This window comes from Megasphaera sp. MJR8396C (genome assembly GCF_001546855.1).
In the GTDB taxonomy this organism is placed as follows: domain Bacteria; phylum Bacillota; class Negativicutes; order Veillonellales; family Megasphaeraceae; genus Megasphaera.
On record NZ_KQ958198.1, the window covers coordinates 29,904 to 56,243 of the forward strand.

The 26,340-nt window shown below is 53.2% G+C and carries 26 protein-coding genes and 1 tRNA gene; 10 read left to right on the top strand and 17 right to left on the bottom strand.

What is annotated here, in order from left to right; genetic code table 11:
• Window positions 1-18 precede the first annotated feature (18 nt).
• Window positions 19-669 (top strand): tetratricopeptide repeat protein, encoded by a 651-nt coding sequence (locus HMPREF3201_RS07640; RefSeq protein ID WP_062412491.1) that lies wholly within the window; start codon window positions 19-21, stop codon window positions 667-669.
• On the opposite strand, the gene gmhA is transcribed toward HMPREF3201_RS07640, so the two are convergent.
• The 4 genes from gmhA to HMPREF3201_RS07660 all read right to left on the bottom strand — a co-directional run bounded on the left by gmhA (window position 670) and on the right by HMPREF3201_RS07660 (window position 3,319).
• Complete coding sequence (gene gmhA, locus HMPREF3201_RS07645) at window positions 670-1,227, bottom strand: D-sedoheptulose 7-phosphate isomerase (RefSeq protein ID WP_062412492.1); 558 nt, start codon at window positions 1,225-1,227, stop codon at window positions 670-672.
• A gap of 9 nt (window positions 1,228-1,236) precedes the next feature.
• Window positions 1,237-1,803 (bottom strand): beta-class carbonic anhydrase, encoded by a 567-nt coding sequence (locus HMPREF3201_RS07650; RefSeq protein ID WP_062412493.1) that lies wholly within the window; start codon window positions 1,801-1,803, stop codon window positions 1,237-1,239.
• A 12-nt stretch (window positions 1,804-1,815) separates the two neighbouring features.
• Window positions 1,816-3,174 carry an NAD(P)-dependent oxidoreductase gene (locus tag HMPREF3201_RS07655; protein ID WP_062412494.1) on the bottom strand — a complete coding sequence of 453 codons (1,359 nt, stop codon included), beginning with the start codon at window positions 3,172-3,174 and terminating at the stop codon, window positions 1,816-1,818.
• A gap of 68 nt (window positions 3,175-3,242) precedes the next feature.
• A tRNA-Arg gene (locus HMPREF3201_RS07660) sits at window positions 3,243-3,319 on the bottom strand.
• A 178-nt stretch (window positions 3,320-3,497) separates the two neighbouring features.
• Between HMPREF3201_RS07660 and murQ the strand changes: the two genes are divergently transcribed.
• Genes murQ through HMPREF3201_RS07685 form a run of 5 tightly spaced genes read left to right on the top strand, consistent with a single transcriptional unit; the run spans window position 3,498 to window position 9,024 of the window.
• Window positions 3,498-4,430, top strand: a complete 933-nt coding sequence (gene murQ / locus HMPREF3201_RS07665) for an N-acetylmuramic acid 6-phosphate etherase (RefSeq protein WP_072272057.1) — start codon at window positions 3,498-3,500, stop codon at window positions 4,428-4,430.
• Window positions 4,417-5,796: a PTS transporter subunit EIIC gene (locus HMPREF3201_RS07670; RefSeq protein WP_062412496.1), complete on the top strand. Its 1,380-nt coding sequence runs from the start codon at window positions 4,417-4,419 to the stop codon at window positions 5,794-5,796. Before murQ ends, HMPREF3201_RS07670 begins: the two co-directional genes overlap by 14 nt.
• A complete protein-coding gene (locus tag HMPREF3201_RS07675) occupies window positions 5,797-6,879 on the top strand; it encodes a DUF871 domain-containing protein (protein ID WP_062412497.1) in 1,083 nt (360 codons plus the stop codon). It abuts the gene before it with no gap.
• Window positions 6,880-6,931: 52 nt separating this feature from the next.
• Entirely contained in the window at window positions 6,932-7,873 is a 942-nt protein-coding gene (locus HMPREF3201_RS07680; RefSeq protein WP_062412498.1) for an NYN domain-containing protein, read from the top strand.
• A gap of 29 nt (window positions 7,874-7,902) precedes the next feature.
• On the top strand, window positions 7,903-9,024 hold the full coding sequence (locus tag HMPREF3201_RS07685) for a hypothetical protein (RefSeq protein WP_062412499.1): 1,122 nt from the start codon (window positions 7,903-7,905) through the stop codon (window positions 9,022-9,024).
• A gap of 67 nt (window positions 9,025-9,091) precedes the next feature.
• On the opposite strand, the gene HMPREF3201_RS07690 is transcribed toward HMPREF3201_RS07685, so the two are convergent.
• The 3 genes from HMPREF3201_RS07690 to HMPREF3201_RS07700 form a co-directional block, all read right to left on the bottom strand.
• Window positions 9,092-9,418 (bottom strand): ArsR/SmtB family transcription factor, encoded by a 327-nt coding sequence (locus tag HMPREF3201_RS07690; RefSeq protein ID WP_062412500.1) that lies wholly within the window; start codon window positions 9,416-9,418, stop codon window positions 9,092-9,094.
• A gap of 103 nt (window positions 9,419-9,521) precedes the next feature.
• Window positions 9,522-9,716, bottom strand: coding sequence for a type II toxin-antitoxin system RelB/DinJ family antitoxin (locus tag HMPREF3201_RS07695; RefSeq protein ID WP_062412501.1), 195 nt, complete (start codon window positions 9,714-9,716; stop codon window positions 9,522-9,524).
• Entirely contained in the window at window positions 9,709-10,764 is a 1,056-nt protein-coding gene (locus HMPREF3201_RS07700) for a nicotinate-nucleotide--dimethylbenzimidazole phosphoribosyltransferase (protein ID WP_062412502.1), read from the bottom strand. The genes HMPREF3201_RS07695 and HMPREF3201_RS07700 overlap by 8 nt, the downstream gene beginning before the upstream one ends.
• 253 nt (window positions 10,765-11,017) lie before the next feature.
• On the opposite strand from HMPREF3201_RS07700, the gene HMPREF3201_RS07705 reads away from it, so the two are divergent.
• Window positions 11,018-12,034, top strand: coding sequence for a LacI family DNA-binding transcriptional regulator (locus tag HMPREF3201_RS07705; protein WP_062412503.1), 1,017 nt, complete (start codon window positions 11,018-11,020; stop codon window positions 12,032-12,034).
• Between the two features lie 95 nt (window positions 12,035-12,129).
• Here the strand turns inward: HMPREF3201_RS07705 and selA are convergent, their stop codons facing one another.
• The 8 genes from selA to selD form a co-directional block, all read right to left on the bottom strand.
• On the bottom strand, window positions 12,130-13,521 hold the full coding sequence (gene selA / locus HMPREF3201_RS07710) for an L-seryl-tRNA(Sec) selenium transferase (protein WP_062412504.1): 1,392 nt from the start codon (window positions 13,519-13,521) through the stop codon (window positions 12,130-12,132).
• The gene (selB, locus tag HMPREF3201_RS07715; RefSeq protein WP_062412505.1) at window positions 13,514-15,436 is read right to left on the bottom strand and encodes a selenocysteine-specific translation elongation factor; all 1,923 of its coding nucleotides are present in this window, start codon (window positions 15,434-15,436) and stop codon (window positions 13,514-13,516) included. Before selB ends, selA begins: the two co-directional genes overlap by 8 nt.
• A 4-nt stretch (window positions 15,437-15,440) precedes the next feature.
• Complete coding sequence (locus HMPREF3201_RS07720) at window positions 15,441-15,713, bottom strand: putative Se/S carrier protein (RefSeq protein WP_062412506.1); 273 nt, start codon at window positions 15,711-15,713, stop codon at window positions 15,441-15,443.
• Window positions 15,710-15,970, bottom strand: coding sequence for a TIGR03905 family TSCPD domain-containing protein (locus HMPREF3201_RS07725; protein ID WP_062412507.1), 261 nt, complete (start codon window positions 15,968-15,970; stop codon window positions 15,710-15,712). The genes HMPREF3201_RS07720 and HMPREF3201_RS07725 overlap by 4 nt, the downstream gene beginning before the upstream one ends.
• Before the next feature lie 30 nt (window positions 15,971-16,000).
• Window positions 16,001-16,321: a thioredoxin gene (gene trxA, locus HMPREF3201_RS07730; protein ID WP_062412508.1), complete on the bottom strand. Its 321-nt coding sequence runs from the start codon at window positions 16,319-16,321 to the stop codon at window positions 16,001-16,003.
• Between the two features lie 115 nt (window positions 16,322-16,436).
• A complete protein-coding gene (locus HMPREF3201_RS07735; protein WP_062412509.1) occupies window positions 16,437-17,579 on the bottom strand; it encodes an aminotransferase class V-fold PLP-dependent enzyme in 1,143 nt (380 codons plus the stop codon).
• Window positions 17,580-17,664: 85 nt separating this feature from the next.
• A complete protein-coding gene (gene purB / locus HMPREF3201_RS07740) occupies window positions 17,665-18,957 on the bottom strand; it encodes an adenylosuccinate lyase (protein ID WP_062412510.1) in 1,293 nt (430 codons plus the stop codon).
• A gap of 100 nt (window positions 18,958-19,057) precedes the next feature.
• Complete coding sequence (gene selD, locus HMPREF3201_RS07745) at window positions 19,058-20,092, bottom strand: selenide, water dikinase SelD (RefSeq protein WP_082709417.1); 1,035 nt, start codon at window positions 20,090-20,092, stop codon at window positions 19,058-19,060.
• Window positions 20,093-20,289: 197 nt separating this feature from the next.
• On the opposite strand from selD, the gene HMPREF3201_RS07750 reads away from it, so the two are divergent.
• The 3 genes from HMPREF3201_RS07750 to HMPREF3201_RS07760 all read left to right on the top strand — a co-directional run bounded on the left by HMPREF3201_RS07750 (window position 20,290) and on the right by HMPREF3201_RS07760 (window position 23,400).
• Window positions 20,290-21,063, top strand: a complete 774-nt coding sequence (locus HMPREF3201_RS07750; protein WP_062412512.1) for a hypothetical protein — start codon at window positions 20,290-20,292, stop codon at window positions 21,061-21,063.
• A 158-nt stretch (window positions 21,064-21,221) separates the two neighbouring features.
• Complete coding sequence (locus HMPREF3201_RS07755; protein WP_062412513.1) at window positions 21,222-22,721, top strand: sensor histidine kinase; 1,500 nt, start codon at window positions 21,222-21,224, stop codon at window positions 22,719-22,721.
• A complete protein-coding gene (locus HMPREF3201_RS07760; RefSeq protein ID WP_062412514.1) occupies window positions 22,699-23,400 on the top strand; it encodes a response regulator transcription factor in 702 nt (233 codons plus the stop codon). The genes HMPREF3201_RS07755 and HMPREF3201_RS07760 overlap by 23 nt, the downstream gene beginning before the upstream one ends.
• 3 nt (window positions 23,401-23,403) lie before the next feature.
• Here the strand turns inward: HMPREF3201_RS07760 and HMPREF3201_RS07765 are convergent, their stop codons facing one another.
• Window positions 23,404-24,792 (bottom strand): NAD(P)/FAD-dependent oxidoreductase, encoded by a 1,389-nt coding sequence (locus HMPREF3201_RS07765; RefSeq protein ID WP_062412515.1) that lies wholly within the window; start codon window positions 24,790-24,792, stop codon window positions 23,404-23,406.
• 206 nt (window positions 24,793-24,998) lie between these two features.
• The gene (gene pta / locus HMPREF3201_RS07770; protein ID WP_062412516.1) at window positions 24,999-26,048 is read right to left on the bottom strand and encodes a phosphate acetyltransferase; all 1,050 of its coding nucleotides are present in this window, start codon (window positions 26,046-26,048) and stop codon (window positions 24,999-25,001) included.
• Between the last annotated feature and the right edge of the window lie 292 nt (window positions 26,049-26,340).

Genomic DNA, 26,340 nt, shown 5'->3' on the forward strand with positions numbered 1-26,340 from the left:
CGAATAGGAGAAATAACGATGAATAAAAAATACGCAGCAATCCTGCTCCTAGCCGCAGCCGCCGTGTGGACCAGCGGGTGCAGCCCCCAGCCGATATCATCGCAGCAGGCAAAACCCATACAGGCCACGAAAGCCCCTTCTGCGCCGGCCATAAAAACCGATTCTAAGGCCGCCAGCGACGAAGGGATTAAAAAGTACCAGGCTGGAGACTATGACAAAGCCATAGAAGACTTCGACAAAGCCCTCGCCCTCGATGCCGACAACTACCAGGCCCTCAGCAATAAGGGCGTTACCCTGGCCATGCGCGGCAATGCGACGGGGAGTAAACAGGACGTGGAACAGGGCATTGCCCTTATCGAACAAGCCCTGCAGCTAGCCCCAAAAGACATGGCCTCTTTCTATAATATGGCCCTGGCCTACAAAATCGACGGTCAGTACGATAAGGCCATTACGTATTTTAAAAATGTCATCGCAGCCGATCCGGGAAACACCTGGAGTTATTACGGCATTGCGACGATTTACGGCGACCTGGGAAAGGCCGATCAAGCCCTGCCTTATTTAAAACAGGCCATCGATCTGGGCGGGGAATCCGTAAAGGAAGCCGCCCGGACCCAAAGCCATTTCGATAAAATCAGAGACAATAAGCAATTCCAAAGTGTCGTCCGTTAATTACATATCTTCTTCCGCGATTTCACAAAGAATGTGGCCGATCATGATATGCATTTCCTGAGCCCTGGCCGTTACCTTGGCCGGAATGGCCAGGCAGATGTCGCAGGCGTCTTTCATCTTGCCGCCGCCATAAGCCGTCATGCCGATGACCGTAAGTCCCTTGGCACGGGCTTCTTCAATGGCTGCGAGGACGTTGCCGCTGTTGCCGGACGTCGAGATACCGACCAGAATATCGCCTTTTTCGCCAAGGGCATGGACCTGACGGCGGAATACCGTATCAAAGCCATAGTCATTGCCGACAGCCGTCAGGATCGACGTGTCGACGGTCAGGGCGATAGCCGGGAAGGCCGGCCGTTCTTTCTGGAAACGACCGACGATTTCAGCAGCCAAATGCTGCGAATCGGCGGCGCTGCCGCCATTGCCGCAAAAGAGGATTTTGTGGCCTGAAGCCAGGGCTTCTTTAATCAGAGCCCCGGCTTTTTCAATATCAGGAATTAAAGCTTTCGTCGCTTCGAGTACGGCGGCGTGTTCTTCCATTCGTTGCGTTACAAAACTCATAAAGACCTCCTATTTCTGGTCTTCTCCATCGTCGACGACGCGAATTTCGCCCGTATGGGGATGGATGACCATTCCATAAATCGTAAGGGATTTCGGTAAGTAAGGATTAGCCCTCAGGCGGCGCACGGTGTCGCAGACCGACGTATCGACGTCGGTGACCGGGTCGGCCCACTGGGCTAATTTGGGGCGGATGGCATCAATGGCTTTTTCATCGATGCCTTCTTCCACCATGTGACGGCACAGGCTGTCGGCCGTCGTATGGAGCATGCCGCAGTCATCATGACCCATGACGATGATTTCATGGACATGGAGCTCGTACACGGCAACCATCAGGCTGCCGATGACGCTGTCAAAGTCTTCAAAGGCCGTATTGCCGGCGACTTTGATGATTTTGGCATCCCCGCGGACGAGGCCCATAGCCGGTTCCAAAAAATTCAAAAGGCGTGTGTCCATACAGGTCAACACAGCCAGGTGGCGGCGCGGATATTTGCTGACGTCGTCGAAACCGCCTTGCGACAAGGACTGTTTAACGAAATTTTCATTAGTTTTAAGAATCTGACGAATCAACTCACTCATCCTATTGGCCCCCTAAGCTTTTATAGCTTCCATCACTTTCTTGGCTTTTAAATACTGATCGATGCCTTCGGCTGCCTTTCGTCCTTCACGCATAGCCAGGACGACGGTCTGCGGTTTGTGGACGATATCACCGGCAGCAAAGACGCCTTCCTTGCTGGTCATGCCGTACGGTGTATCCTTGACGGCGATATACCCGTCGTCATTGGAAGAAACGCCGAAGGACTTGATGACCGGAAGGTCCGGTTTATTGCCGATAGCGGCGATGATCTTATTGGCCGGTACGACGCCGAATTCGCCCGTCGGCACCATGGTAGCGTCTTCGAGGATCTGCTGCCGTTCATAGCGAAGGCCTTCGACACGACCGTCTCCGATGACGGCCTTCGGGGCCGAGTAGAACTGGAAGCGGACGCCGTCGGCTTTGGCTTCTTCATATTCCGAAGGCAGGCATTTCATATTCCGTTCGGCCCGGCGGTAAACGATGGTCACGTCAGCCCCGAGGCGCAGGGACGTGCGGGCCGCATCGATGGCCACATTGCCGGCACCGATGACGATGACCTTGTCCCCTTCCTGAACGGGCAGGTTTTCCGGATCAAATTCACCGTCCTGAGCGAGCTGTACCTGACGCAGGAACGGTTCGGCTTCGACGATGCCTTCTACGTCTTCATTTTCAACACCGAGGTTCCAGCCATTCATCGTACCGACGGCGATAAAGACGGCATCAAAAGCCTCCTTCAATTCATCAAGGCTCTTATCGGTACCGATTTTAACGCCGTACTCAATGGTGACGCCCATGTCGGTCAAGGCCTGGGCTTCGCGCTGCAAGAGTTCTTTATGAAGGCGGAAGGTCGGGATACCGTAGGTCATGGTGCCACCCGGATGGGAAGCCGCTTCATAGATGGTGACATCGTAATCGCGTTTAGACAGTTCCCGGGCCGCTGCCATGCCGGCAGGGCCGCAGCCGATGACGGCAACCTTTCCGGCCGTTTTCTTGCTGACCGGCTGTTCCATAAAGCCGCCTTCCAAGGCCATGTCTGCTGCGAAGCGTTCGAGTTTTCCGATTTCAACGGGCTGACCTTTTTTGCCGAGGATACAGTGCCCTTCGCACTGTTTTTCTCTCGGACAGATTCGGCCGCAAATAGCCGGCAGATCACTGCGGTTATAAATATGCGCAGCCGCTGCGCCAAAATCCCCTTGGGTCAGGGCGTGGATGAATTGCGGAATTTCATTTTCAATCGGACATCCTTTGCGGCACTGAGGTACTTTGCAGTTGAGGCAGCGTTTTGCTTCGGCAATCGCCTCAGCCAGAGTAAAATCGGCATCGTGCATGACTTCTTCATGGAAAGAAGCAACTCGGTCCTTCATATCAGACATGAGGAAACCCACCTTTCCGGTAATTATTATAGATTAATAGTAAGCGTAAACATTACAAATAAAAAAAATGGTGCGCCCAAGATGACTCGAACATCCGACACGCAGTTTAGGAAACTGCTGCTCTATCCAGCTGAGCTATGGGCGCACATGACACACAGGCCTACTGCATGCAGATTAATAATACCATGAAACGGCAGAAAAATAAAGGCATGCCTTCCGAAAAAAAGCCCTATTGCAACTACTGTCAACACTCTCTATAATTAGATATATATAGGCCTTTCCATACAGCGCTGTCAAGGCCACTCATCATCACCATGGAAAGGATGGAAGAAAGGACTACTATGATTGAATTAGAATCACTGGCAACGGAACAACGAAACAGCCGAAGTCAAGCCATCGACCGCCTGTCGACGGAAGCCATGCTGCAGGTCATCAACGACGAAGACCATAAGGTTGCCGAAGCCATAAAAGGAATTATCCCGGCCATAGCCCGTGCCGTCGACGTCATTGCCGACCGGCTCCGTCAGGGCGGCCGCCTTTTCTATACCGGCTCGGGCACGTCGGGCCGATTAGGCATCCTCGATGCCGTCGAATGTCCGCCGACGTACAGCACGGACCCGGAACAGATCCAAGGCCTTATCGCCGGAGGCTATGACGCCATATTCCGGGCGAAAGAAGGCGCCGAAGATTCACCAGACCTCGGTCAGGCCGATTTGATGGAAAAAGACCTTACCGATCGCGACGTCGTCGTCGGCCTCAGCGCCTCCGGCCGGACGCCGTATGTCGTCGGTGCCCTGACCTATGCCAAAAAGGTCGGCGCCGCCACCATTGCCATCGACTGCTCGCCAAACTCCCCCATCGGAGCCTGCGCCGATATCGATCTCTGCGCCGTCGTCGGTCCGGAAGTCGTTACCGGCTCGACGCGGATGAAGGCCGGTACGGCCCAAAAAATGATTGCCAATATGTTGTCCACCGGGGCCATGATCCGCTTGGGCAAAGTCTACGGCAATCTCATGGTCGACGTGAAGTCGTCCAATAAGAAGCTCGAAGAAAGAGCCCGGCGCATCGTCATGACCGCCACCGGCTGCAGCCGCAAGGAAGCTATCGACGCCTTGGCGGACAGCAAGGGCCATGCCAAAACGGCCATCGTCATGGTACTCCTCGGCGTATCCGCCGCCGAAGCGGAAGCTAAATTAACGGCAGCCAAAGGCTACGTCACCGCCGTAATCGGGGAGGCATCCCATGGATTACGATAAACTAGCCAGGGATATCTACGCCATCACCGGTCCCGCCGAAAATATCCAAAAAGCCTACAACTGTATGACCCGCCTGCGCCTTTCCGTAACGGACGAGCATTTCACCAAAGAAGACCTGGAAAAACTCCCCGGCGTCATGGGCGTCAACCGCTCAGGCGACGAATGGCAAATCATCGTCGGCCCCGGCAAGGCCACCAAACTGTATCAGGCCTTTGAAACGGTCATGGCCGACAGTAAAAGGGCTGAATCGTCGCCTCAAGACGATGACGGCAAGACGCCCCAAAGTCCCTTTGACGGACAGGCCCTGCACGAAGAAATCCGCCGCAAAAATGCGACGCCGGCCAAGCAGGCCTTGAAGAAAATCGCTCATATCTTCGTCCCCATCATCCCTGCCTTTATCGCCTGCGGCCTGATTACGGGCCTGCTCAACATCGCCGTAAAGGTCGATCCGACGCTGGCCGCCCAGCCCGTGTTTCAAATGCTAGCCATCGCCGGCAACGCCGCCTTTTTCGGATTGAACATCTTCGTCGGCATCAACGCCGCCAAAGAATTCGGAGGCTCTCCTATGTTGGGCGGCGTCATGGCCGCCGTCTTGAGCCATCCCGGTCTGGCAAACATTACCCTCTTTGGCGACCCGCTCGTTCCCGGCCGGGGCGGCATCATCGCCGTCCTCTTGGTGGTCTTCTTTTCGTCCTGGCTTGAAAAGAAACTCCACCGCATCGTACCGGACATGGTCGACCTCTTCGTCACGCCCTTAGCCGTCGTCGTCATCTCGACCTTTATCGCCCTCTTCATCTGTCAGCCCTTAGGCGGTTACTTATCCGAAGTCATCGGCTATGCCGCCACAAAGTCCATCGGAAGCGGCGGGGCCTTGACGGGCTTCATTTTAGGTGGGACCTTTCTGCCCATGGTCATGGTCGGAATCCACCAGGGCTTGACCCCGATTCATGCCGAGCTCCTGTCCCGGTACGGCGTGACCATCCTGCTGCCGATTTTGGCCATGGCCGGCGGCGGCCAGGTCGGCGCTTCCTTAGCCGTTTACCTGAAAACAAAAAACAAGGGCTTGAAGAAGACCATTGCCTCGGCCCTTCCGGTCGGACTCATGGGCATCGGTGAACCCCTCATTTACGGTGTTACCCTGCCCTTAGGACGCCCCTTTATCGGGGCCTGCATCGGCGGCGCTGTCGGCGGGGCTGTCCAGGCAGCCTATATGGTCGGCGCTGCGACGATCGGCATTTCCGGCCTGCCACTGGCTGCCGGAACGGACAACATCCCCATGTATCTCCTGGGCCTGGCTGCCGCCTATGTCGCCGGCTTCATAGCCACATATCTATTGGGTTTTGATGATCCCAAGGAGGAGGACTAAATGGATACAGGCATTTCGATCTACCCCGGTCTCGGCGGCAGTATAACCGAAAAAACAGACCGAATCGACGCGGCCTCCGCCTTAGGCATCCGTCGTCTGTTTACGTCCTTTCACATCCCTGAAACGGATGCCTCCGCCTTTCACAAAGAGCTGGATGCCGTCTTATCGACGGCCCGCAGCCACGGCTTCGACGTCGTCGCCGACATATCGCCGGCCTCGGCCGCTCTCTTGGGAATGGACCGTTTCGAACCGGTAAAACTTGCAAACCTCGGCATTACGACGATTCGTATTGACGACGGTTTCGATGCCGAAAAAATCGCCTTATACAGTCAGGTCATCCAGGTCCAGCTCAACGCCTCGACCTTGACCGAAGATAACCTCAAAGACCTCCAAAAAAGAGGCGCTCGCATGGAAGCCCTCGACGGCCTCCACAACTTTTATCCCCGCCCGCATACGGGACTCGACAGGACGTATGTTATCGAGCAGACCAAGCGGCTCCAAGATTACGGACTCTCCGTCGGCGCCTTCGTCGCAAGCAGTAAAGGCCGGCGCGGCCCCTTATCGGAAGGGCTGCCGACCCTGGAAGAACACCGCCGGCTATCCGTCAGCTTGGCCGCCCGTCACTTGGCCGCCTTAGGGCTGCAGTCGGTCTTTATCGGCGACGACAGACCGTCCATGGAAGAACTTCACCAATTAGCCCGCGTTGGTCAGGAAGAAACGGGTGTCGTCGTCCTGAAAGCCCGTTTATTGATCCGCGAGCCTTATGTCCAAGATCTCCTGTCTCATACATTTACGTCTCGTCCTGATCCGTCACGAGACGTCGTCCGGGCCGGCAGCAGCCGAAGCCTTTTAGACGGCCGCATCATCGAACCGGACAGTGCCGGATTCCGCAGTCTCCGCCGCGGCGATATCACCATTGACAACGCCGATTTTCTCCGCTACATGGGCGAAGTACAAATCGTAAAGCGGGAACTGGAACCGGAAGCACGGACCAATATAGCTGCGAAGATCCTGCCTGAAGAAGAATTTCTCATCGACACCATTACGCCGGGCCGGAAATTCCGCTTTGAATTAATCCGCTAACGCCTTCGAAAAATGTATTGATGAAACGTAATGAAAACAGAGGTACACAACTATGAATCAAGAAATGAAACTCGCCGTCCTCATCGACGCCGAAAATATTTCCAGTAAATACATCGACGTCATCCTTTCGGAAGCCAATAACCTTGGCGACGTCGTCTACAAACGGATATACGGCAACTGGACGACGCCACAGATGGCTTCATGGCGCAATACGATCCTCGACAATGCCATCCAGCCTATCCAGCAGTACAGCAATACGATCCGCAAAAATTCATCGGACTCGGCCCTCATCATCGACGCCATGGATTTATTGTACAAGAGCAATCTCGACGGATTCTGCATCGTATCGTCAGACAGTGACTTCACCCGTTTGGCATCGCGCCTCCGCGAATCGCAAAAGTACGTATTAGGCATGGGAGAAAGCAAGACGCCCCGCTCCTTTATCTCGGCCTGCAATAAGTTCCTCTACCTCGACGTCCTTTGGGAAGAAGCCGAAAAACATGATGCCGACGATATGGAACCGGCCGAACATGAAGAAACCGCTGCGGAACCGGAAACAGATACTGCCAAACCGGAAAAACCTGAAGTAGAAGCCGAAACCCATCCGACAGAAGTACATCCCAACGAAACCGAAAGTGAACACCTCCCGGCAGCATCGGAACAGGATCCGTCTTCCGGCAAGACGCCCGGAAAGGATTTCTCGACGATCCGTCAGGCCCTCATTAAACTTACCGAAGAAAACTCCGACGACAACGGCTGGATTTTCTCCGGCACCTTGGGCAATCTCCTGAGCAAACAGTTCTCCGACTTCGATGTCCGTAACTTTGGGTATAAAAAATTCGTCCCTTTCATCGAATCGTTGAATCTCTTTGAAGTCAATACCTTTACGGACGAAAAAAACCGTACGGTAAAACACAACTACTTCAAGCTTAAACAGACACCGAAGCGGCAGCGCCGCACCTTCCGCCCGTACTACAAACAACGCGGCCACTGAGAAGGATTCATTCACGGAGGTTGCCCGTCATGAACAGCAATACCCAAAAGGCGCTGGAATCCCTGCGGCATCGAGAGATCAATTCGTCGATCGCCGTAGCCGCAGATCTGGCAAACGACAATCCAAATAGCATTTGCCGGCTGGCCCTGGCCTGGATTAGTGACGGCAACGTCCATGGCATTTCGTATCTCATCAAGCCCCGCGAGGGCCCCATTGAAACCCGTCATGTAACCGAAGCCATGCTGGCCGACAGCAAGCCTTTCGACGTCGTCTGGGATGAAGACATATCGGTTCTCATTGAAGATTCCTTCCTATCGGCCTACCATTCCGAGGAATTATTCACGGCCATCCAGGCCAGCTACGAAGCGTCGGGACGGAAATGGCCCATCCATGACGTCTACATCCGGGACCTTCAATTTCTGGCTGCGACCTACATTCCCAACCTGGCCAATGACTCCCTGACGTCGATCCTCCACCGCATGGACATCGCCGTCGACATGGACAGCGCCATCAGCCGAGCCATGGCCTGTATCTGCGGCTTGAGCTGGCTTGAGGAACGCTACCCCATTTCAACGTATGGCATTCCCTTGTCATCGGTCCTGAGCGGAGCCCTGCGCCCCCGCAGAGAGGACATCGATCAAGCAGAACAGGCAGAAGAAGATGGCGAACAAGAGACGAAGACCTACAGCAAATGGGATCATTATACGAAGATACTCCTCTTGCCCTTCGTCATACTCTGCCTGTTCCTCACCATTTACTACATCCATCGCCAGCGAGAAGCCAATCAGTCAAACGTCAACTTCTCCCAATATTCCCAAGACGGCGTCCCGACGATGAGCGATGCCGAAAAAGAAGCTCAGCCTAAAGAGCATCGCCTTCCGTCCAGCAGCGGCCGCTACCTCATGATGCGCGGGACCTATGTCATCCCCGATAAAGAAACGATCCCCGTCTTTCTAAAAGCCAGCCGCAACCGCGATATGGAAACGATACGGGCCCTCGTCCGCTCCGATAAAATCCTGATTTTCGCCAAACCGACGCGAATCCAGATTGTCGACGATACGCCTTATGAAGGATTCATTAAGGTCCAGATATTAGAAGGCGACTATGCCAATAAACAGGGCTTTGCCGCCGAAAATATGGTTACAAAATAAAAGCGCCTGCTCACCGAGGCTCAATGACTCCGTGAGCAGACGCTCTTTTTTTATGAGAAATGGCGGTCTATAATTCTTGACCAATAAAACGGGATAGTTCCTGTAATGCTTGTTCATTGCGCCGATAGTAAGTCCATCGGCCAACGCGTTCTGTCGACAATAAGCCGGCACGCTGCAGCATATCCAAATAATGAGAAATCGTCGATTGCGAAATCCCAGCTTTATCCTGAATAGAACCAACGCAGATGCCACCAGGGCAGTCGGCTGTATCTGGAGACAGATGAAGCTTTTTACCAGGAAAATGCTTTTCCGGATCTTTAAGCCAGATCAGGATATTTACCCGCGTTTCATTGGACAATGCCTTGCACATTTCCATGAACTGCTTCTTATCCATCTGTATACATCTACCTTTCTAGATATTTAAAAATTACCTACTAATAGGATACGATGAAATAGCATTTTTGTCAATATATACGGGTAATATTTAAGTAAACAAATTAGAAAGCATCCCATTCAGCAAAGCGTTCGTTCATCCGCTTTTTCTTTATCTTCCGAGTTTTTTCCTCCGCTGCCGCAAAGGGCATCCGTCCGGCCTCAATGGTCCGCTTATAAAAAAGCTCTATGGCTTGTTCTTCTGTCAGGCCTAAGCGGGCAAAGACAGCCCGGGCCTTTTCTCTCGTTACGTCATCCATGCTGTGCATCTCCTTGGCGTTTATCATAGCGATTTTGGGCTTCCTGATTGATACCGTCTAAGGTAGCCATATGCCAGACGGCGTACATCATCGTCTTGAGCAGGATGACCCCCAGGACGGCCCCCGTCCCTTCTCCCAGCGAAAGGCCGGCCGTAATGGGCACATCATATTCGTCGATGCCGCACAGGCGCAGGGCCTGGGCCATACCGGGTTCTCTTGAAATATGAGAAGGCAGGGCATAATCCCCAACGCCAGGATCTATGGCAACGGCGCAGGCCAAGGCCGTCGCCGTAATAAAGCCGTCGATATAAAAAGGGATCCGCTCATCGGCACAGGCCAGCATAGCGCCACACAGAGCGGCCAGGTCGAATCCCCCGACACAGCGAAGAATCGCTTCCGGAGATGTCAGCTGCCCTTCATAGCGCTTCATGGCGTCGGCAATGACACGGCGCTTATGAAACAGCAGTTTATAATTTCCCTTGGCGGAACCAAAGCCCGAAAGCCAGGTCATCTTTTTCGGCGATAAGGCCGTGAGCACCGCTGCCGACGTCGTCGTATTGCCGATGCCCATTTCTCCGAAGGACAAGAGATTGATGCCTTCGGCCTTTGCCGCCTCCACCTGTTCTCGACCGGCAGCCAAGGCCTGTTGAAACTGCTCTTCACTCATGGCCGGTTCCTTGGCAAAGTCCCGCGTTCCCCGGGCTATCTTGCGGTCGATGCCGACGGCATCTTCACTATCGATACCGACGTCGATGACGGCGTAGGGAATATGCTGACTACGGCAAAAACAGGTCACGGCCGATGTGCCTTCTACCATGTGCCGGCTCTGCATATACGTAATATCAGCGAGTTGTGCGACGACGCCAGAATGAACGACGCCATTATCGGCCGCAAAAATAAGGTGCTTCGGCCGAAGGTCTTTATGAAACTGTCCCCAAGCCAAGAGCACCTTTTTAGCTTGCTTTTCTAAAAGGCCTAAGCTGCCGGGGGGTTTCGCCAAATTGTCTACTTGATGGATAGCCTGTTTCATATACTTGTCTTCGGTCATATCGTTCCTCTTTTACCATTTTTCGCTTTTTTCCTGCCCTCAGCCCTTCGTCTCGAAGGGTCTCGATAACATTCTTTTTTATTGTACCATGATTGGCCCCGATTCGCTACGACGGCGTCTTTAATACAATAATTTGCATTTTTAAAAATACTGCCATAGACGTCAGTGAATATTTGTCCATTCTGTAGCATATATTTCCTTGAAAAAACGTTTAATTTATGTCAAAATAGGCTTAAGAGTGGAGGTGGCCATCGTGTCCACAATTAAAGATATTGCAAAAGCTGCCGGCGTTTCTATTGCTACCGTCTCCATCGTCCTGAACGGAAAAGGACGGGAACGAAAAATTTCACAAGAAACTCAACAGCGAATATACAAAATTGCACAAGATTTAAACTACGTTCCAAACCAATCGGCAAAGAAGCTTCGGTCAGCACAAAAGGACAGCTACGCCATTGCTTTCTACTGGGCAACAGACTTTCGTATCAACTACTTGGCCCGTATCACCCTCGGTATCCAAGAAGAAATCATGAAACAGAATAAAACAATTCATTTAACTGTCGTCCCGTATAAAGTTGACCAGCTCCAAAAACAGCTCGAAGCCATGCAGAATGAATTCTTCAACGGCATCATCATCGCTAATATGTCCAACAAGGACATGGATTATCTCAATTCCATCCATATTCCCTGCCCGGTGGTCCTGTTCAATAGAGAATCGGATAAATACAGCAGCGTCACCATGGACAACTATCAAATTGGCTGCAATGTTGCCCGTCATTTCCTCGACAAGGGTATCTTCGACGCCGGCGTCCTGACCCATGATACGACCTTCCCCATCATGCGTACATGGATGCAGGGATTCCTCGATACCTTTGCCCAAAACGGTCACCCCGTACCGGAAGAAAACATCGTCCTCTGCGACACGGCTTCTGCCAGTGCTGTCGCCGCTACGAAAAAACTCTATGAAGAAAAACGCATGCCCCGGGCTATGTTCTGTGAATCAGACGTCCTGGCCCACGGTATGCTTTATGCCTGCCATTCCCTGGGTATCGCCATTCCGGAGGAAGTAGAAGTTTTCACCATCGGCATCAATATGGCCCAGCTCAACGACTACGCCATCCCCTCCTTGTCTCGTGTCGATATCCCCATGGGTGAAATCGGTCAGCACTGCCTGCATCTCATGGTCGATCTCATCGAAAAGAAAACAGAAAATCCGACGGTTCAATTCGTCGAAGGCCGGGAAATTATCGGACAATCCTCTCCGGCAGAATAAGCGATCTATTCCTTTCCCTCCCTATTTATCAAAACAGACGGGCCCATAAAGATCTCATCTTTATGGGCCCGTCTGTTTGTCATTTACACCTAGGATCAGGCTTGGAAAAAGGCTTTCATCGCCCTTACGATATCGGAAAATTCGTCATCAGCCACGGTCCGAACGGAAAGGACCAGGGCATCGTGCTGGATGCGGGCAATAATGGGGCAGTCGGCCTTGCGAAGGCCGGCTTCCAATTCCACTGCCGATCCGCTCATGGGCCGGATCGCGACGCCCCAACCGGGCATGACGACGCCCGGGCAGGCTCCGCCGCCCACGGAATCATCGACTTCGATAAGCGCTATGTCAGCCGGAAGTCCCGCCGCGGCTAAGGCCGCTGCCAGGGCCGCACCTCGTTTATGGCAAAGATCAGAAGACTGGGCCAGTGCCGCCAGGGTTGGAATCTTTTGAAGTGCTTCTTCGTCTCGATACAGGCGAAGGGTTCCTTCGAGGCCAGCTAAGGTCATCTTATCGACCCGCAGGGCCCGAATCAGCGGATGGCGTCTCATGGCGGCGATATAGTTGGCCTTGCCGACGATGATGCCGGCCTGAGGTCCGCCGAGGAGCTTGTCCCCGCTAAAGGTAACGACGTCGCAGCCGGCGCTAATTGCTTCGCGGACCGTCGGTTCATGGGGAAGTCCCAAGGTTTCCAGATCAATAAAGAGACCGCTTCCCAGATCTTGGATACAAGGCAGATGCTTTGAATGAGCCAAGCCTGCTAAGTCAGCCGCATCGACGCTTTCCGTAAAGCCGACGATGCGGTAGTTACTGGTATGGACCTTCATCAATGCCCCTGTCGCCTCACCGATGACCCGTTCATAATCAGCCAAATGAGTCTTATTGGTCGTTCCCACTTCACGGATGAAGCAGCCGCTCTGTTCGATGACGTCGGGGATGCGGAAGGAGCCGCCGATTTCAACCAGTTCACCGCGGGAAATGACGACTTCTTTTCCCGAAACCAGGCTAGTCAATACGAGTAGCACAGCCGCGGCATTATTATTGACGACCAGAGCATCTTCGGCTTCGGTCAAGCGGCAAAGGAGTTCTCGGACGTGGTCATCACGACGGCCCCGTTTCCTCAAAGTCAGATCATATTCTAAATTATTATAATGACTGACAAGGTCAGCTATGTTCTGAGCCAGTTCAGGGGCGAGCACGGCACGCCCTAGATTGGTATGAAGGACGGTCCCCGTCCCATTGATGACCCGACGCAAGTGCCCCCGATCAGCATCCTGAATATGAGACATAACGGCCTGGTCAAAAAGTTCCGGTGAAAACGGCATCTCCCACCGACCTTCAAGAATGGCACGACGTCGATGTTCCAAGACGGTGCGAATGGCGTCACGCACAACGTTTCGCGACTTTTGTAACGATTGAAAGGCCGAACGCTGCAAGAGAGTATCGACATCGGGAAGCTGACGGAGCAGCTCTTTTTGGGCTTCATTCATAAGGGGGCCCTCCTTTCGATTCATAGTCAGCCGCCTTCGGTCCCACGGCCCGTCCCTCACCGTCTCTTACGGTAAGGCCGCAGTCATCAAAATATTTTAAAAGTAAGAGGGCTTCTTGACGGTTAATCATCAAGAGGTCGCGAAAAGTCCTAATCGTCAAAATCTCATGGCTTTTAAAATATCGAATAATTCGGTCAGCCGCCTGGTGAAGACACGGCTTAAAAATGACAAATTCTGAAGAGAGAAAGAGGAGACTCTTTCCCTGCAGCGCATCGAGAACAGGAGCTATATCCGGCCCCAAAGAAATGAATTCGGCGACCGCTACCGGACGATAGCCGCTTTTTGCCAATCGCTTTTCAATCTCCGACTGGTATTGGCGTTGAATCGGCGAAAAAACGCGGCGAAACCCTTTAGCCGCAATAAACCTCCGTGACAAACGGCAAACCTTTCGAGATAATAACAGCTGCAAGAGCGCCTTTCCTTCCTTTTCACCAAGGCACATCTGCTGCCGCCACTCAGGCTGGGGCATGCCGAGCCGCAAGGGCCACTTTTTATGGTATTCCTGAAGAACAGACAGCGTCCGAGACTGCCAGGATTTGAAGGCTTCACGATGTAGATATCCCAGTGGGAAGACCTGTATCAATCCTCGTTCCTGCAAATGTTGTAAAGCATCTTGCACCTGAGATACAGGAAGATCCAAGCCTTCAGCCACAGCTTCCTCCGTTGAAAAGGGAGATTCACAGCATTGTAAAAAATGGGCTGCCATTTCCTCAATCAGACCGGCGTCTCGAGTCCGTAGGGCTGCCAAAAGGTCTTCCTTAAAGCGGCGGTGCTTAGCTGGATGGGCATCGAGGATCTTTCCACCGGCTAGGGTGTGCATCGGAGAAAAAGAGCGAAGAATAAAAGGCTCCCCACTTTTAGCATATATGTCGGTACCTTCGACACGGATCTGCAAAAAGCCAGCCTCTCCCGGTTCAATCTGTTCCACGCCTAAGGGCACGATGCGGGCCATGACTTCTCTCGTACCGATGAGAAGTCGCACGCGCTGCCACAAAAACAGCGGCGGCGCATCCGAAAGAACGGTCACCTTGACATCGATCAGGCTCGTCGCCGTCATATCCGGCGTCGTACAGAGGACTGAGCCACGGGGGATGTCACGAGCAGAAATCCCCAGCAAATTAAGGGCCGTCCGCTGTGACGGCTCTGCACGCAGAACGTCCTTTTCATAGACCTGAATATTGCGGATACGTACCTGCCTCCGGCCTGGGTAAAGCCAAAGCGTCTGTCCCTTTTCCATCGGTCCGTCGAGGAGAGTCCCCGTGACGATGGTGCCAACACCAGAAAGAGAAAAAGAACGGTCTACATGGAGACGACCATGGCCGTCAGCCGGGCCGGGCAGCATCTTTTCGGCCATCTGCGACATAGTCCTGACGAGTTCCCTCAATCCGCGGCCGCTTAGGGCATCGGTGACAATGAGAGGAGCGTCTTCTACTGCCGTACCGACAAAATCAGTTTTTATGCGAGTCAGGGACGCGTCGAGCATCGATGGCGGCACGGTATCGGCCTTGGTCACGACGACGATGAAGTTACGCACGCCAAAAAGGGTCAAGATGCCGAGATGTTCTCGCGTCTGCGGCATGACCCCTTCTTTCGCATCGACGACTAAGAGGACCATATTAAGGCCCGGCAGGCCGGCGACCATATTCTTTATAAATTTTTCATGCCCCGGAACGTCGACGATACCGGTCCGCGTTCCATCAGGCAGGTCGAACCAGGCAAAGCCTAAATCGATTGTAAGGCCCCGTCGTTTCTCTTCAGCCGTCCGATCGGTATCGATACCCGTCAAGGCTTTCACCAGGGTCGTCTTGCCATGGTCGACATGGCCGGCGGTCCCGATAACGATATGTCTATCCATCCGGTCAACCTTCTTTTGTCTTTGTATAGGAAACGGCAAGTCCCTGGCGGCTGGCACGATACAAAGCGACCCAGGTCACGGAAGCCTGATCCAGCAAGTCCGTGAGGGCCGCTTCATCGTTCAATTCGTATTTTAAAGAAAAACCGCAGGACGCATCGATTTTCCCCGGCGTCGGAATAATGCGTACCGAAAGTCCCGCCGCTTTAGCAAGCCGTTCTCCCTCGATGGCCTGCTTCGTCGACGGCACTAAGGCGATGCCGTATTCGCTGACCGTCACTGCCCTTCCTGTGCCAAGGCCTGTTCTACAGCCTGTGCCAGTTGGTCGGCACAAGATGTCCCCCGCTGGTCGCAAGGGTTGCCCTTCAAGATATCAACCGCACGCTGGGCATCCGTATCTTCAAGGAGTTTCCCGAGGGCCAGCGTATTGCCCGGGCAGCCGCCGACGAAGTGGACGTCATGGAGCTTACCGTCTTCGATAGCAAAGTTAATCTCGCGGGCACAGGTACCCTTGGTCTTATAGGAATAGTTTTTCATAAAAAGTCACCTCGAATAGTAGGCGGAAAATTATTTCAGCAAAGAATCTAATTTATCCTTCAATACATTGGCCGGAACGGAGCCGATAGCCCGGTCGACGACCTTGCCGTCTTTGAAAAAGACCATGTTGGGAATCGTGCTGACATCATAATCCTGAGCCAACCCCGGATTTTCATCGACGTCGAGTTTACCGATTTTAACCTTACCCGTATATTCTTCGGCAAGTTCGGTAATAATCGGGCCTTCCTTTTCGCAGACGCCGCACCAGGTTGCAAAAAAATCAACCAAAACAGGTTCACTGCTGTTCAAAACTTCTTTTTCAAAATTGTCGTTTGAAAATTTATATTCCATAAGAGACGCCACCTTTCTTTTTGACTATTTGCCTTTTGTAACTAATTTCATTATATATTAGTACACCAATCGAGTCAAGTTTTCCCCAAAAATTTACAAAACAAGCCTTTCCGGGTTAAGAACGGGCCAAGGCTTTCAAAGCATCAGCCGCGGCCAGGACGTCAGCCGTTGTCGTAAATTGAGAAAAAGAAAAGCGGACCGTCCCCTGAACGGCCGTCCCCAGGGCTTCGTGCATGAGGGGCGCACAGTGATAGGCCGGCCGCGTCGCCATCCCATAGTCCTGCCATAGGATATCGCTGACCAGGGCCGACTCGGCGTCGCCGATATTCAGGCTGTAGACGCCGACCCGAGGGCCGGAAAAAGCTCCATAGAGGCGGATACCGGGAATGTTCGCTACGGCAGGAAGAAAGACGTCGGCCAAGGCCTGCTGATGGGCCAGGACGGCCGAAATCCCCGTTTTCAGGATGAGTTCGACAGCCGCGCTCAGGCCGGCAATGCCGGCGACATTGGCCGTCCCCGCTTCAAAGACAGACGGAATCTCTGGCGGCTGCTCCTTTTCAAAGGTATGGACGCCGTCCCCACCGGTAATAAAAGGCCGGGCCTCGACGTCGCGGCGGATGACGATGCCCCCGGTTCCGCCCGGTCCATAGAGTGATTTATGCCCTGTAAAGCAGGCCGCCGTCACGATGCCGTCAGATAGATCGATATCACAGGCGCCGGCCGTTTGCGATACGTCGACGATGAGTCCCAAGTGATGATTCCGGCAAAAGGCCTTGATGCGGTCTAAGTCTAGGACGTTGCCGGTTACATTGGAAGCATGATTGCAGACCAGCCATTTCGTCTTTGGCGTCAGCAGTTTTTCCAGGCTCTCATAGGCGAGAGCTCCCGTAGGACTGACGGCTGGTATGACAGACACTTCGACGCCTTGTTCTTCCAATTGATACAGCGGCCGCAGCACGGCATTGTGCTCCCAGGCCGTCGTCAGTACACCATCACCGGGGCGGATGAGGCCTTTCAGGACCATATTCAAGGCCACCGTCGAGTTATGGGTAAAGGCCACTTCGTACCGATCACGACTGTGAAATAGCGCCTGTATCCTTTCTTTCGCCGTCAAGACGATGTCGTAAGCCTTCAGGGCATAGCCATGGGCCCCGCGGGACGGATTGCCAATGTCTCCGGCGGTCAAGGCCGCATAGACGGCTTTCGATACGACATCCGGTTTTTGAGCCGTCGTCGCCGCGTTGTCAAAGTAGTACATGGGCCCTCCTTTCAGAACATCTCTATCAAAAAAGGCCTGACCAGACTGCCAGCAGCAGCTCGTCAAGCCTTTATGTCGTTACCGGTTAGATGCCAAAGCGTGCAAAGATCGTGTCGACGTGACTGAGCATCTTGTTGACATCAAAGCAGCCTTCAATTTCTGCTTCGGTCATATACTTTTTAACGTCTTCATCTTTTTTCAGATTTTCTAAGAAATCTTCCCCATCGATCCAACGCTTCATGGCATTGCGCTGTACCCAGCGATAAGCCTGTTCGCGAACGGCGCCTTTTTCAACGAGCGTATTGAGGATGATCGGGCTGTAAATGAGGCCGCCGGTCAGATTGAGGTCAGCCATCATCTTATCGGGATAGACCAGGAGCTTGTCGATGACCCGGGTGAACGTCTGGAGCATGTAGTCAAGGGCAATGGTGCTGTCCGGCAGGATGACTCGTTCTACGGAAGAATGGGAGATATCGCGTTCATGCCAAAGAGCAACGTCTTCTAACGCTGCCTGGGCATTGCCGCGGATGACGCGGGCTAAGCCGCACATGCGTTCACAGGTAATGGGGTTGCGCTTATGAGGCATGATGGACGAGCCCTTCTGTTTGGGGCTGAAATATTCTTCAGCTTCCCGGACTTCCGTCCGCTGAAGATGACGAATTTCCGTCGCCATTTTATCGATGGAGCTGGCAATGACGGCCAAGGTCGTAACGTATTCGGCATGGCGGTCACGCTGGAGGGTCTGCGACGAAATCGGCGAGGCCGCAATGCCGAGATGTTCGCAGACATATTGTTCAACGAAGGGATCAACGTCAGCATACGTACCGACAGCTCCGGAAATTTTACCGACAGCGATCGTTTCTTTGGCGTGTTTCATGCGGTCGATATCGCGTTCGATTTCAGCCATCCAGTTGCACAGTTTGAGACCAAACGTCGTCGCTTCAGCATGGATGCCATGAGTACGACCGATGCAGGGCGTATATTTAAATTCAACGGCACGGCGGCGGAGTACGGCGTGGAAGTCTTCAAGATCCTTGATAAGGATGTCCGACGCCTGTTTCAGCATCGAACCCAAAGCCGTATCCTTAACGTCCGTCGACGTCAGGCCCAGGTGTACGTATTTTCCTGCTTCGCCGATGTTTTCGGAAAGGTTGGAGACGAAGGCAGCAATATCATGATGTGTTTCCGCTTCGATTTCATGGATGCGGTCGACAGAAAAAGCGGCTTTTTCGCGAATTTCTTTGGCTGCTTCTTTGGGGATATTGCCCAATTCGGCCTGGGCTTCACTGGCCAGGATTTCGACCTGTTTCAGCGTGTCCCATTCATTGAATTCTGTCCAAATCTGACCCATTTCCGGTTTCGTATAGCGTTCAATCACAGTTGATCTCTCCTTTATCATTGACATGAGTACGGTAAAAAAACTCACCGTTACTATTATACACTATCTACAGTGCCGAAGGTAGCCGTTTTTGCAAGTTTTATTCAACGATGATCGCTGCCCCTTCCCGCTTTGTCACATAGCCGATGACAGCGGCACAGGGAATGGTGTCCTTCAAGTCCCGTTCTAACCGGGGCGCGTCTTTTTCAGAAACGGCGATGAGCAGTCCTCCCGACGTCTGGGGATCGTATAAAATATCCATCATTCTTTTGTCGATGCCGTCAGCTAAAATGCGTCCGGCAACGAAATCCCGATTGCGATACGCACCGGCCGGGATAAGTCCCATAGCTGCCATCTCGAGAGCTTCTTTATGGAAAGGAATGGACGAGGTGTCAAAATGAATCGTCGTACCGCTGCCGTCGGCCATTTCACAGGCATGACCTAAGAGGCCGAAGCCGGTTACATCGGTGCAGCTGTGAACGTCATAACGGACCATCACGTCCCGAGCCGCTTTATTGAGCTGAGCCATCTGATCATGGAGCTGTTTTACGAGCGATGGGGCTATAAAATCACCTTGAGCTGCCGTCATTAAGATACCGACGCCTAAGGGCTTAGTCAGAATGAGGACATCACCGGGACGGGCCGATGAGTTTCGCAATAACTTTTGCGGATGCACGAACCCCGTAACCGATAAGCCGTATTTCGGTTCCTTATCTTCAATCGTATGACCGCCAGTGATGATGACGCCCCCTTCATAAGCCTTGTTGTAGCCGCCTTCAAGGATGAGGCGGACAGCCTCTTGGCCCATCTTCAGGTTGACGCACATGACGTTCATAGCCAATTTCGCCTCAGCCCCCATGGCGTAGACGTCGCTTAAGGCATTGGCCGCCGCAATCTGCCCGAATAAATAGGGGTCGTCGACGATAGGGGGAAAGAAATCGACGGTCTGGACGATGGCCAAATCGTCCGTAACTTGGTAGACCGACGCGTCGTCGCTCTTGTCGTAGCCGACGAGGAGGCGGTCATCAGTATGTGTCGGAAGACCTTCCAACAAATGAGCCAGCGTCCCTGGCCCTAATTTAGCGCCTCAACCGGCGCAGGATGCGAGTTGTGTCAACTTCAGTTTATCGTCCATCGAAATCCCCCCCTTTGAATGACAACCTTTATAATAATCTTCTATGGATGTCTCTATTATACTATAATTTTATGCCTTGTTTCATGACTTCTTTTATTTTTGCAATTCTTACGCCCCGGTTTAGCTCGATTTTAGATTTACCAGCTATACTGTGTTTGTACTCAAGAAGAAGCAATGACAGACAGGAGGAATTCATCATGACCCAAGAAAAATGGCAAGATACATTCGTTTCCATCAAACATAAGATTTTCACCGCCCGCAACGCCAAAATCGCAGCCGCCGTTATCGTCGTCGCCGTCATAGCCGGTGCCGGCGGCCGCTACTATCTCCACCAGCGGCACATCGCCCGCCACGAAGAGCAAGTCGCTGCCATGGCCGATATGACCCAGGCCCAGGCCAAACAGAAAGGCATCAGCCTCATCAATGAAGAACAGGCCCGCGCCGCTGCCGCCAAGGCCATCGGCAAGGACGAAAGCCAGCTGGACTTTAAAGAAGTCGCCCTCTTCGATATGGACAGCATGAAGCACCGCGAAGGCCGCGATGAACACCGGAAAGACCGCCGTGGCGAAGAAGGCCGTGAAAGAGGTCATGACCGCGATGAAAAGGGCCGCCCGGAAATGGGTGACCGCATGAGACCGGGCCAGGACGATCATCAGATGGGTCCGCAAAACCATCAGGGCGGAGCTCCTAATATGGCCCTCCAACCGCCGCAGGAATTGATGACGCCGCCGGAAGCAGGACAGCAAGGCCAACAGCCGGCACCTCAGGGGCAGCAGCCGGCAGCGCAAACGCAGCAGGCCGCACAACAAGGCCAGCAGACGGCGCAACAGGGTAACCCGCCGGCACAAGGTCAGATGCAGCCGGGCTTCCACCCCATGTATAAGGTCCGCGCCGTCTCCGGCAGCGTTCGCTATGACATCCTCATCGACGCCGTCACCGGGTCGGTCATCCACACCCAAATCGATGACTGATAAAAAGGACTGACCGATGAAGTATCTTGTATTGCTCCCATGAGCCAGATATGCAACGCTGGTTTATGGAAGCCATGCAGGGGCTCCATCGGCCGGTCCTTTTTTCTGCCTTCAAAAACAGCTATAATAGAAATATCATACAGAAAGGATGCTGCCCTATGCTCCATATACGCGATATTTCCCTGCGCCACCGCCTGCTCATCGCCAATTTCACCATGGTCTTTGTTCCCATCTTCATCTTGACCGTCCTCGGCTTCCTCTTGGTCTCGGGCCTTCGCTTCTCGTCGCCCCACAACGACCTGACGACTTTATGGCCGGAAAAGGGGCCGGCCCTTTCCATCCAATATACGGTCAGCTCGCTTCGAGTCAAAGCTGAGCGGCCGGGTCCGCTTAGACTCAAAGACCTGCGCGAAGACTGCCAGGTCTTAGAAAGCCTGGGTATCGCCACGGCCATCATCCGTCACGACCAGGTCGCCTACGTCACGCCAGGCGTCGACTTCTACGGTCTGGCCAATAGAGTTCTGGAAAAGGCCCACGGCCAACAGACGATCATGACCTGGGACGGCGACGGTTTCTTCTTCCGCTATTCGTCGCCGCACAGCGGGACGACGATCATCGCCGCCGGAAACACGCCTTTCATCGCCAAGAGCGGCATCCGTGAAGGCATGGCCAAAAACGTCATCCAAGGCTTGCTCATCTTCATTGTCGGCACGGCCAGCGTCATCATCATCGCCTGCGGCCTCATCCTGTCGCGCCTCTTATCGCGCCAAATCTTAGGCCCCTTGGCCGCCCTTCGCACGGCGGCAGCTGAAATTGAAAAGGGCAACCTCGATTATAAACTGACCGTCTCATCCCGCGACGAACTGGGCCAGACCTGTTCCGCCTTCGACCGCATGCGCCGCCAACTCCGGGCAGCCCGAACGGCTCAGGAAAAATACGAGCAGAACCGCAAAGAACTCATCGCCGGCATTTCCCACGATCTGTCGACACCACTGACCCTTTTAAAAGGTTATGCCAGCGGCATCTTAGTCGGCATTGCCAAAACGGCAGAAAAGCGCCATCACTATATGGAGCTCATTTACCAGAATGCCTGCTCCTTAGAAAAACTCGTCGACCGCCTCTTCCTCTTTTCAAAACTCGACTTAGGCCAGGTCGATTTTACCCTGGAAAGGGTATCCCTAAGAGATTATTTTGCCGACTTTACCGCTGAAAACACCGCCCTCCTCGCCGAGAGGGGCCTTTCCCTCCGCTACGAGGCGCCACCGGAAGCGGCGCGGGTCCGCATTGACCGCATGCAGTTCCAGCGGGTCGTCGACAACCTCTTAGAAAACGCATTGAAATACAAAGAAACGGAGACGGTCGCCATGGATATCCGTTTGGAAGCGGCAGAAAAGCAGGTCGTCCTCTCCTTTGCCGACCACGGTCCCGGCGTCCCCAGGGCCGACCTTGCCAAATTGTTCGACAGTTTTTACCGCACTGATGAAGCCCGGACAGACGTCAAAAAGGGCAGCGGCCTGGGTCTTGCCATCGTCAAACAAATCATTGCCACCTTAAAGGGCCGGATATACGCAGCCGAAACGCCTGGCGGCGGCCTGACCGTCGTCATCACCTTGCCGGCAGCAGAGGAGGATAGCCATGAAATCGATTCTAATCATTGAAGACAATATGGAAATCGCCGAACTTGAACGAGATTTTCTCGAAGCCGACGGGATTGAAAGCGTCATCGAAACGGACGGCACCAAGGGCCTGGAACGGGCCCTTGCCGATGATTTTGACCTCATCCTGCTGGATATCATGCTCCCCGGGACGGACGGTTTTCACATCTGCCGCCGCATCCGCGAAGAAAAGGAAGTCCCCATCCTCATGGTATCGGCCAAACGGGAGGACATGGACAAGATACGCGGTCTCGGCCTCGGCGCCGACGATTATATCATCAAACCCTTCAGTCCGACGGAACTCGTAGCCCGCGTAAAGGCTCACATTCAACGCTACGAACGACTGACCGGGAAGTCCCGACCGGAAACGGGAAACGGCGAAGTCCTTACCAGCGGCGACCTTGAAATTTACGTCGACAAGCATCGCGTATACGTAAAAGGCCGGGAGATCAGCCTGACCAATCGAGAATTTGAACTCCTGGTCTTTTTGGCTAAACATCCCGGCCTGGTATTCAGCCGCGACCGCCTCTTTGAGCGGGTCTGGGGCCTCGACGCCGAAGGCGATACGGCAACGGTCATGGTCCATATCAACCGCATCCGTGAAAAGATCGAACCCGATCCGGCCAAGCCGATGTACATCGAAACGGTCTGGGGCGCCGGCTATCGTTTTAAAGACGCCTGACCTTTATTTCGCTTCACGACGCAAAATTTCCTGCCCGACCGTAACCCCGGCAGCCGAAGCTTGAACAAGGCCGCGGGTAATGCCGGCACCATCGCCGATGGCAAAGAAATTCGGAATCTTCGTTTCTAAGACGGAACTCAGTTCCAGCCGATTGGAATAGAATTTGGCTTCTACGCCATACAGCAGGGTGTGCCGCGAATTGGCACCGGGGGCAATGGCATCGAGGGCTTCGAGCATCTCTTTGATATCCTGCATATGGCGATAGGGCAGAACCAGGGACAAATCACCGGGCGTCGCCTTGGGCATCGTCGGCCGAACGAGGCCGCGCTGAATCCGTTCCGGCGTCGACCGGCGACCGTCGAGGAAATCACCGAGGCGCTGGACGATGACGCCACCGCCTAAGATATTGGCCAAATTGGCAATATACTTGCCGTACTTGATCGGTTCGTGGAAGGGTTCCGTAAACTTCTTCGATACCAAGATGGCGAAGTTGGTGTTTTCACTCTTTTTATGGGCATAGCTATGGCCGTTGACGGTCAGCAAGCCATCATTATTTTCTTCGACGACGAAGCCATAGGGGTTCATGCAAAAGGTGCGAATCCGATCGTCAAAGGACTTACTGAAATAAATGAGTTTCGATTCATAGACGACGTCGGTGATCGTTTCCAGTACTTCGGCCGGCATTTCGACGCGGACACCGATATCGACGGCATTGGACGTCAAGTGAAGACCCATTTTTGTCACTTCGTGAACGAACCATTCCGAGCCTTCCCGTCCGGGGGCGCTGACCAAATAGCGGCAGGCATAAAACTGATCCTTGATCAACACGCCTTTGATTTGTCCCGCATCTTCTACCAAGTGGTCCACGGCCGTATCGGCCATGATATCGACCTTGCCTTCCAGAAAATCGCGCATATGGGTCAAGATCTGGCCGTTGACATCGGTACCCAAGTGGCGGATGCGGGCCGGAATGAAACTCAGGTCGGCAGCGGCAGCCTTTCGTTTTATGTCGCGGATGCGGTCTTTATTTTCATCGCCGTAGACCTTGCGGTCGGCACCACCAAAGCGGCAGTACACCTCGTCGACGTAACGGATCTTATCCATTAAATCGGCCTTGGGCATGTAGTCATCGAGATTGCCGCCATACTCGGTCGTCAGGGTCAGCTTGCCGTCACTGAAGGCGCCGGCGCCACCCCAACCGCAGACGACATTGCGGACCCGGTCTTCCGGTTTGGCATCTCGATTGAGACTGGTCGCAATCCGATCCCGTATATCCTGGCCTTTTTCGACGATGAGGATATCGAGTCCCTTGTCCGCCAGTTCCAGGGCCGTAAAGATACCGGCCGGGCCGGCTCCGATAATGATGACATCGTACGTTTTCACTGCTTTCATCTACGCCACTTCCTTATAAAAACATCGTAACATCGAAATAAAAAAGGCGTTGTCTCCTTGGGACAACGCCTTTTACAGCCACACAAGCAGCCTCTTATTCAGCATAGCATGGTGAACTCACAAAGTCAACGGACGCCGAGGCATCGCCGTATAGAAAAGCAAAAAAGCTGCCCCCAAAGGAGCAGCTTTTATTTCATGCCTGGAACTTACTGCTGATCATGTTCGTGTTCAGCACGTTCTTTTTTGTAGAAGTCAGCCGTAATAGCATCGGAGCAGCATACAGCGACGACGTCAGCTACGTCTTCAGACGAGCAGCCACGGGACAAGTCAAGGATAGGTTTGTCGAGGCCCTGAACCAAAGGTCCAAGAGCCGTTGCCTTGGCAAAGCGCTGAACCATCTTGTAGCCGATATTGGCAGCGTCAAGGTTCGGGAAAATGAGGACGTTGGCATGGCCGGCAACGGTAGAGCCCGGAGCCTTGTGTTCGCCGACTTCCGGAACGAGGGCAGCGTCAGCCTGCATTTCGCCGTCGAAAGCAAAGTCGACGTTGCGTTCTTTCAGGATTTCAACGGCTTTGCGAACGTTTTCAACGGATTCGCCGGCGCCGGAACCCATCGTGGAGTACGAAAGGAAGGCAACTTTCGGATTGAGGATCTGAACGGTACGGCGAGCACGTTCTACGCAGATGCAGGCGATATCAGCCAGCTGGTCAGCCGTCGGATTGGGGATAACGCCGCAGTCGCCGAGGACGAGGATACCATTGTCACCGTACTGAGGAGTATTCGTCAAGAGAATGAATGCCGAGGATACGGTCTTGTTGCCCGGGCGGGGGCCAATGACCTGAAGGCCGGCGCGGATAACTTCTGCCGAAGTCGTAGCGGCACCGGATACGCAGCCGTCAGCTTCGCCGAGAGCGACGAGACCAGCTGCAAAGAAGGTGTTGTTGTGGGTCATGATGTCGCGAGCTTTTTCAGGCGTCATGCCTTTCTTTTCGCGGCGTTTTGCAAAGTAATCGCAAAGTTCATCCATCCGATAGTACGTTTCCGGATTGATGACTTCGACACCAGTGAGATCGATTTGGAATTTAGCAGCATCTTTTTTGATCTGTTCCAGTTTACCTACGAGAACGATTTTAGCAAAACCATCAGCCAAAACGCGTTCAGCAGCTTTCAGGACACGACGGCTGTTCGTTTCCGGAAGGACAATTTTCTTCTGGGCCTTGGAAACACGGGCTTTTAAATCTTCTGTAAATCTCATTTGGATACCACTCCTTGTAAGTTCTTAGAAATTTGTTAAGAAATATGGCCTTATGATAAGGAAAATATTCCTATCACTATCCTTCATTATAATACAAATTGCCGGGGAATCAAACCTATTATTACTCATATATAAAATGAGTAGAAGAAATATATTATACTAATTCTGCAACGATAGAGAATTTCTCATACACAGAAGGCATTTCCCATGTCTTTTATGATACAAAAAAAGCTGCACAACCGAAGTTGTGCAGCTTTCTTTATGGTGGGCGATAACAGGATCGAACTGCTGA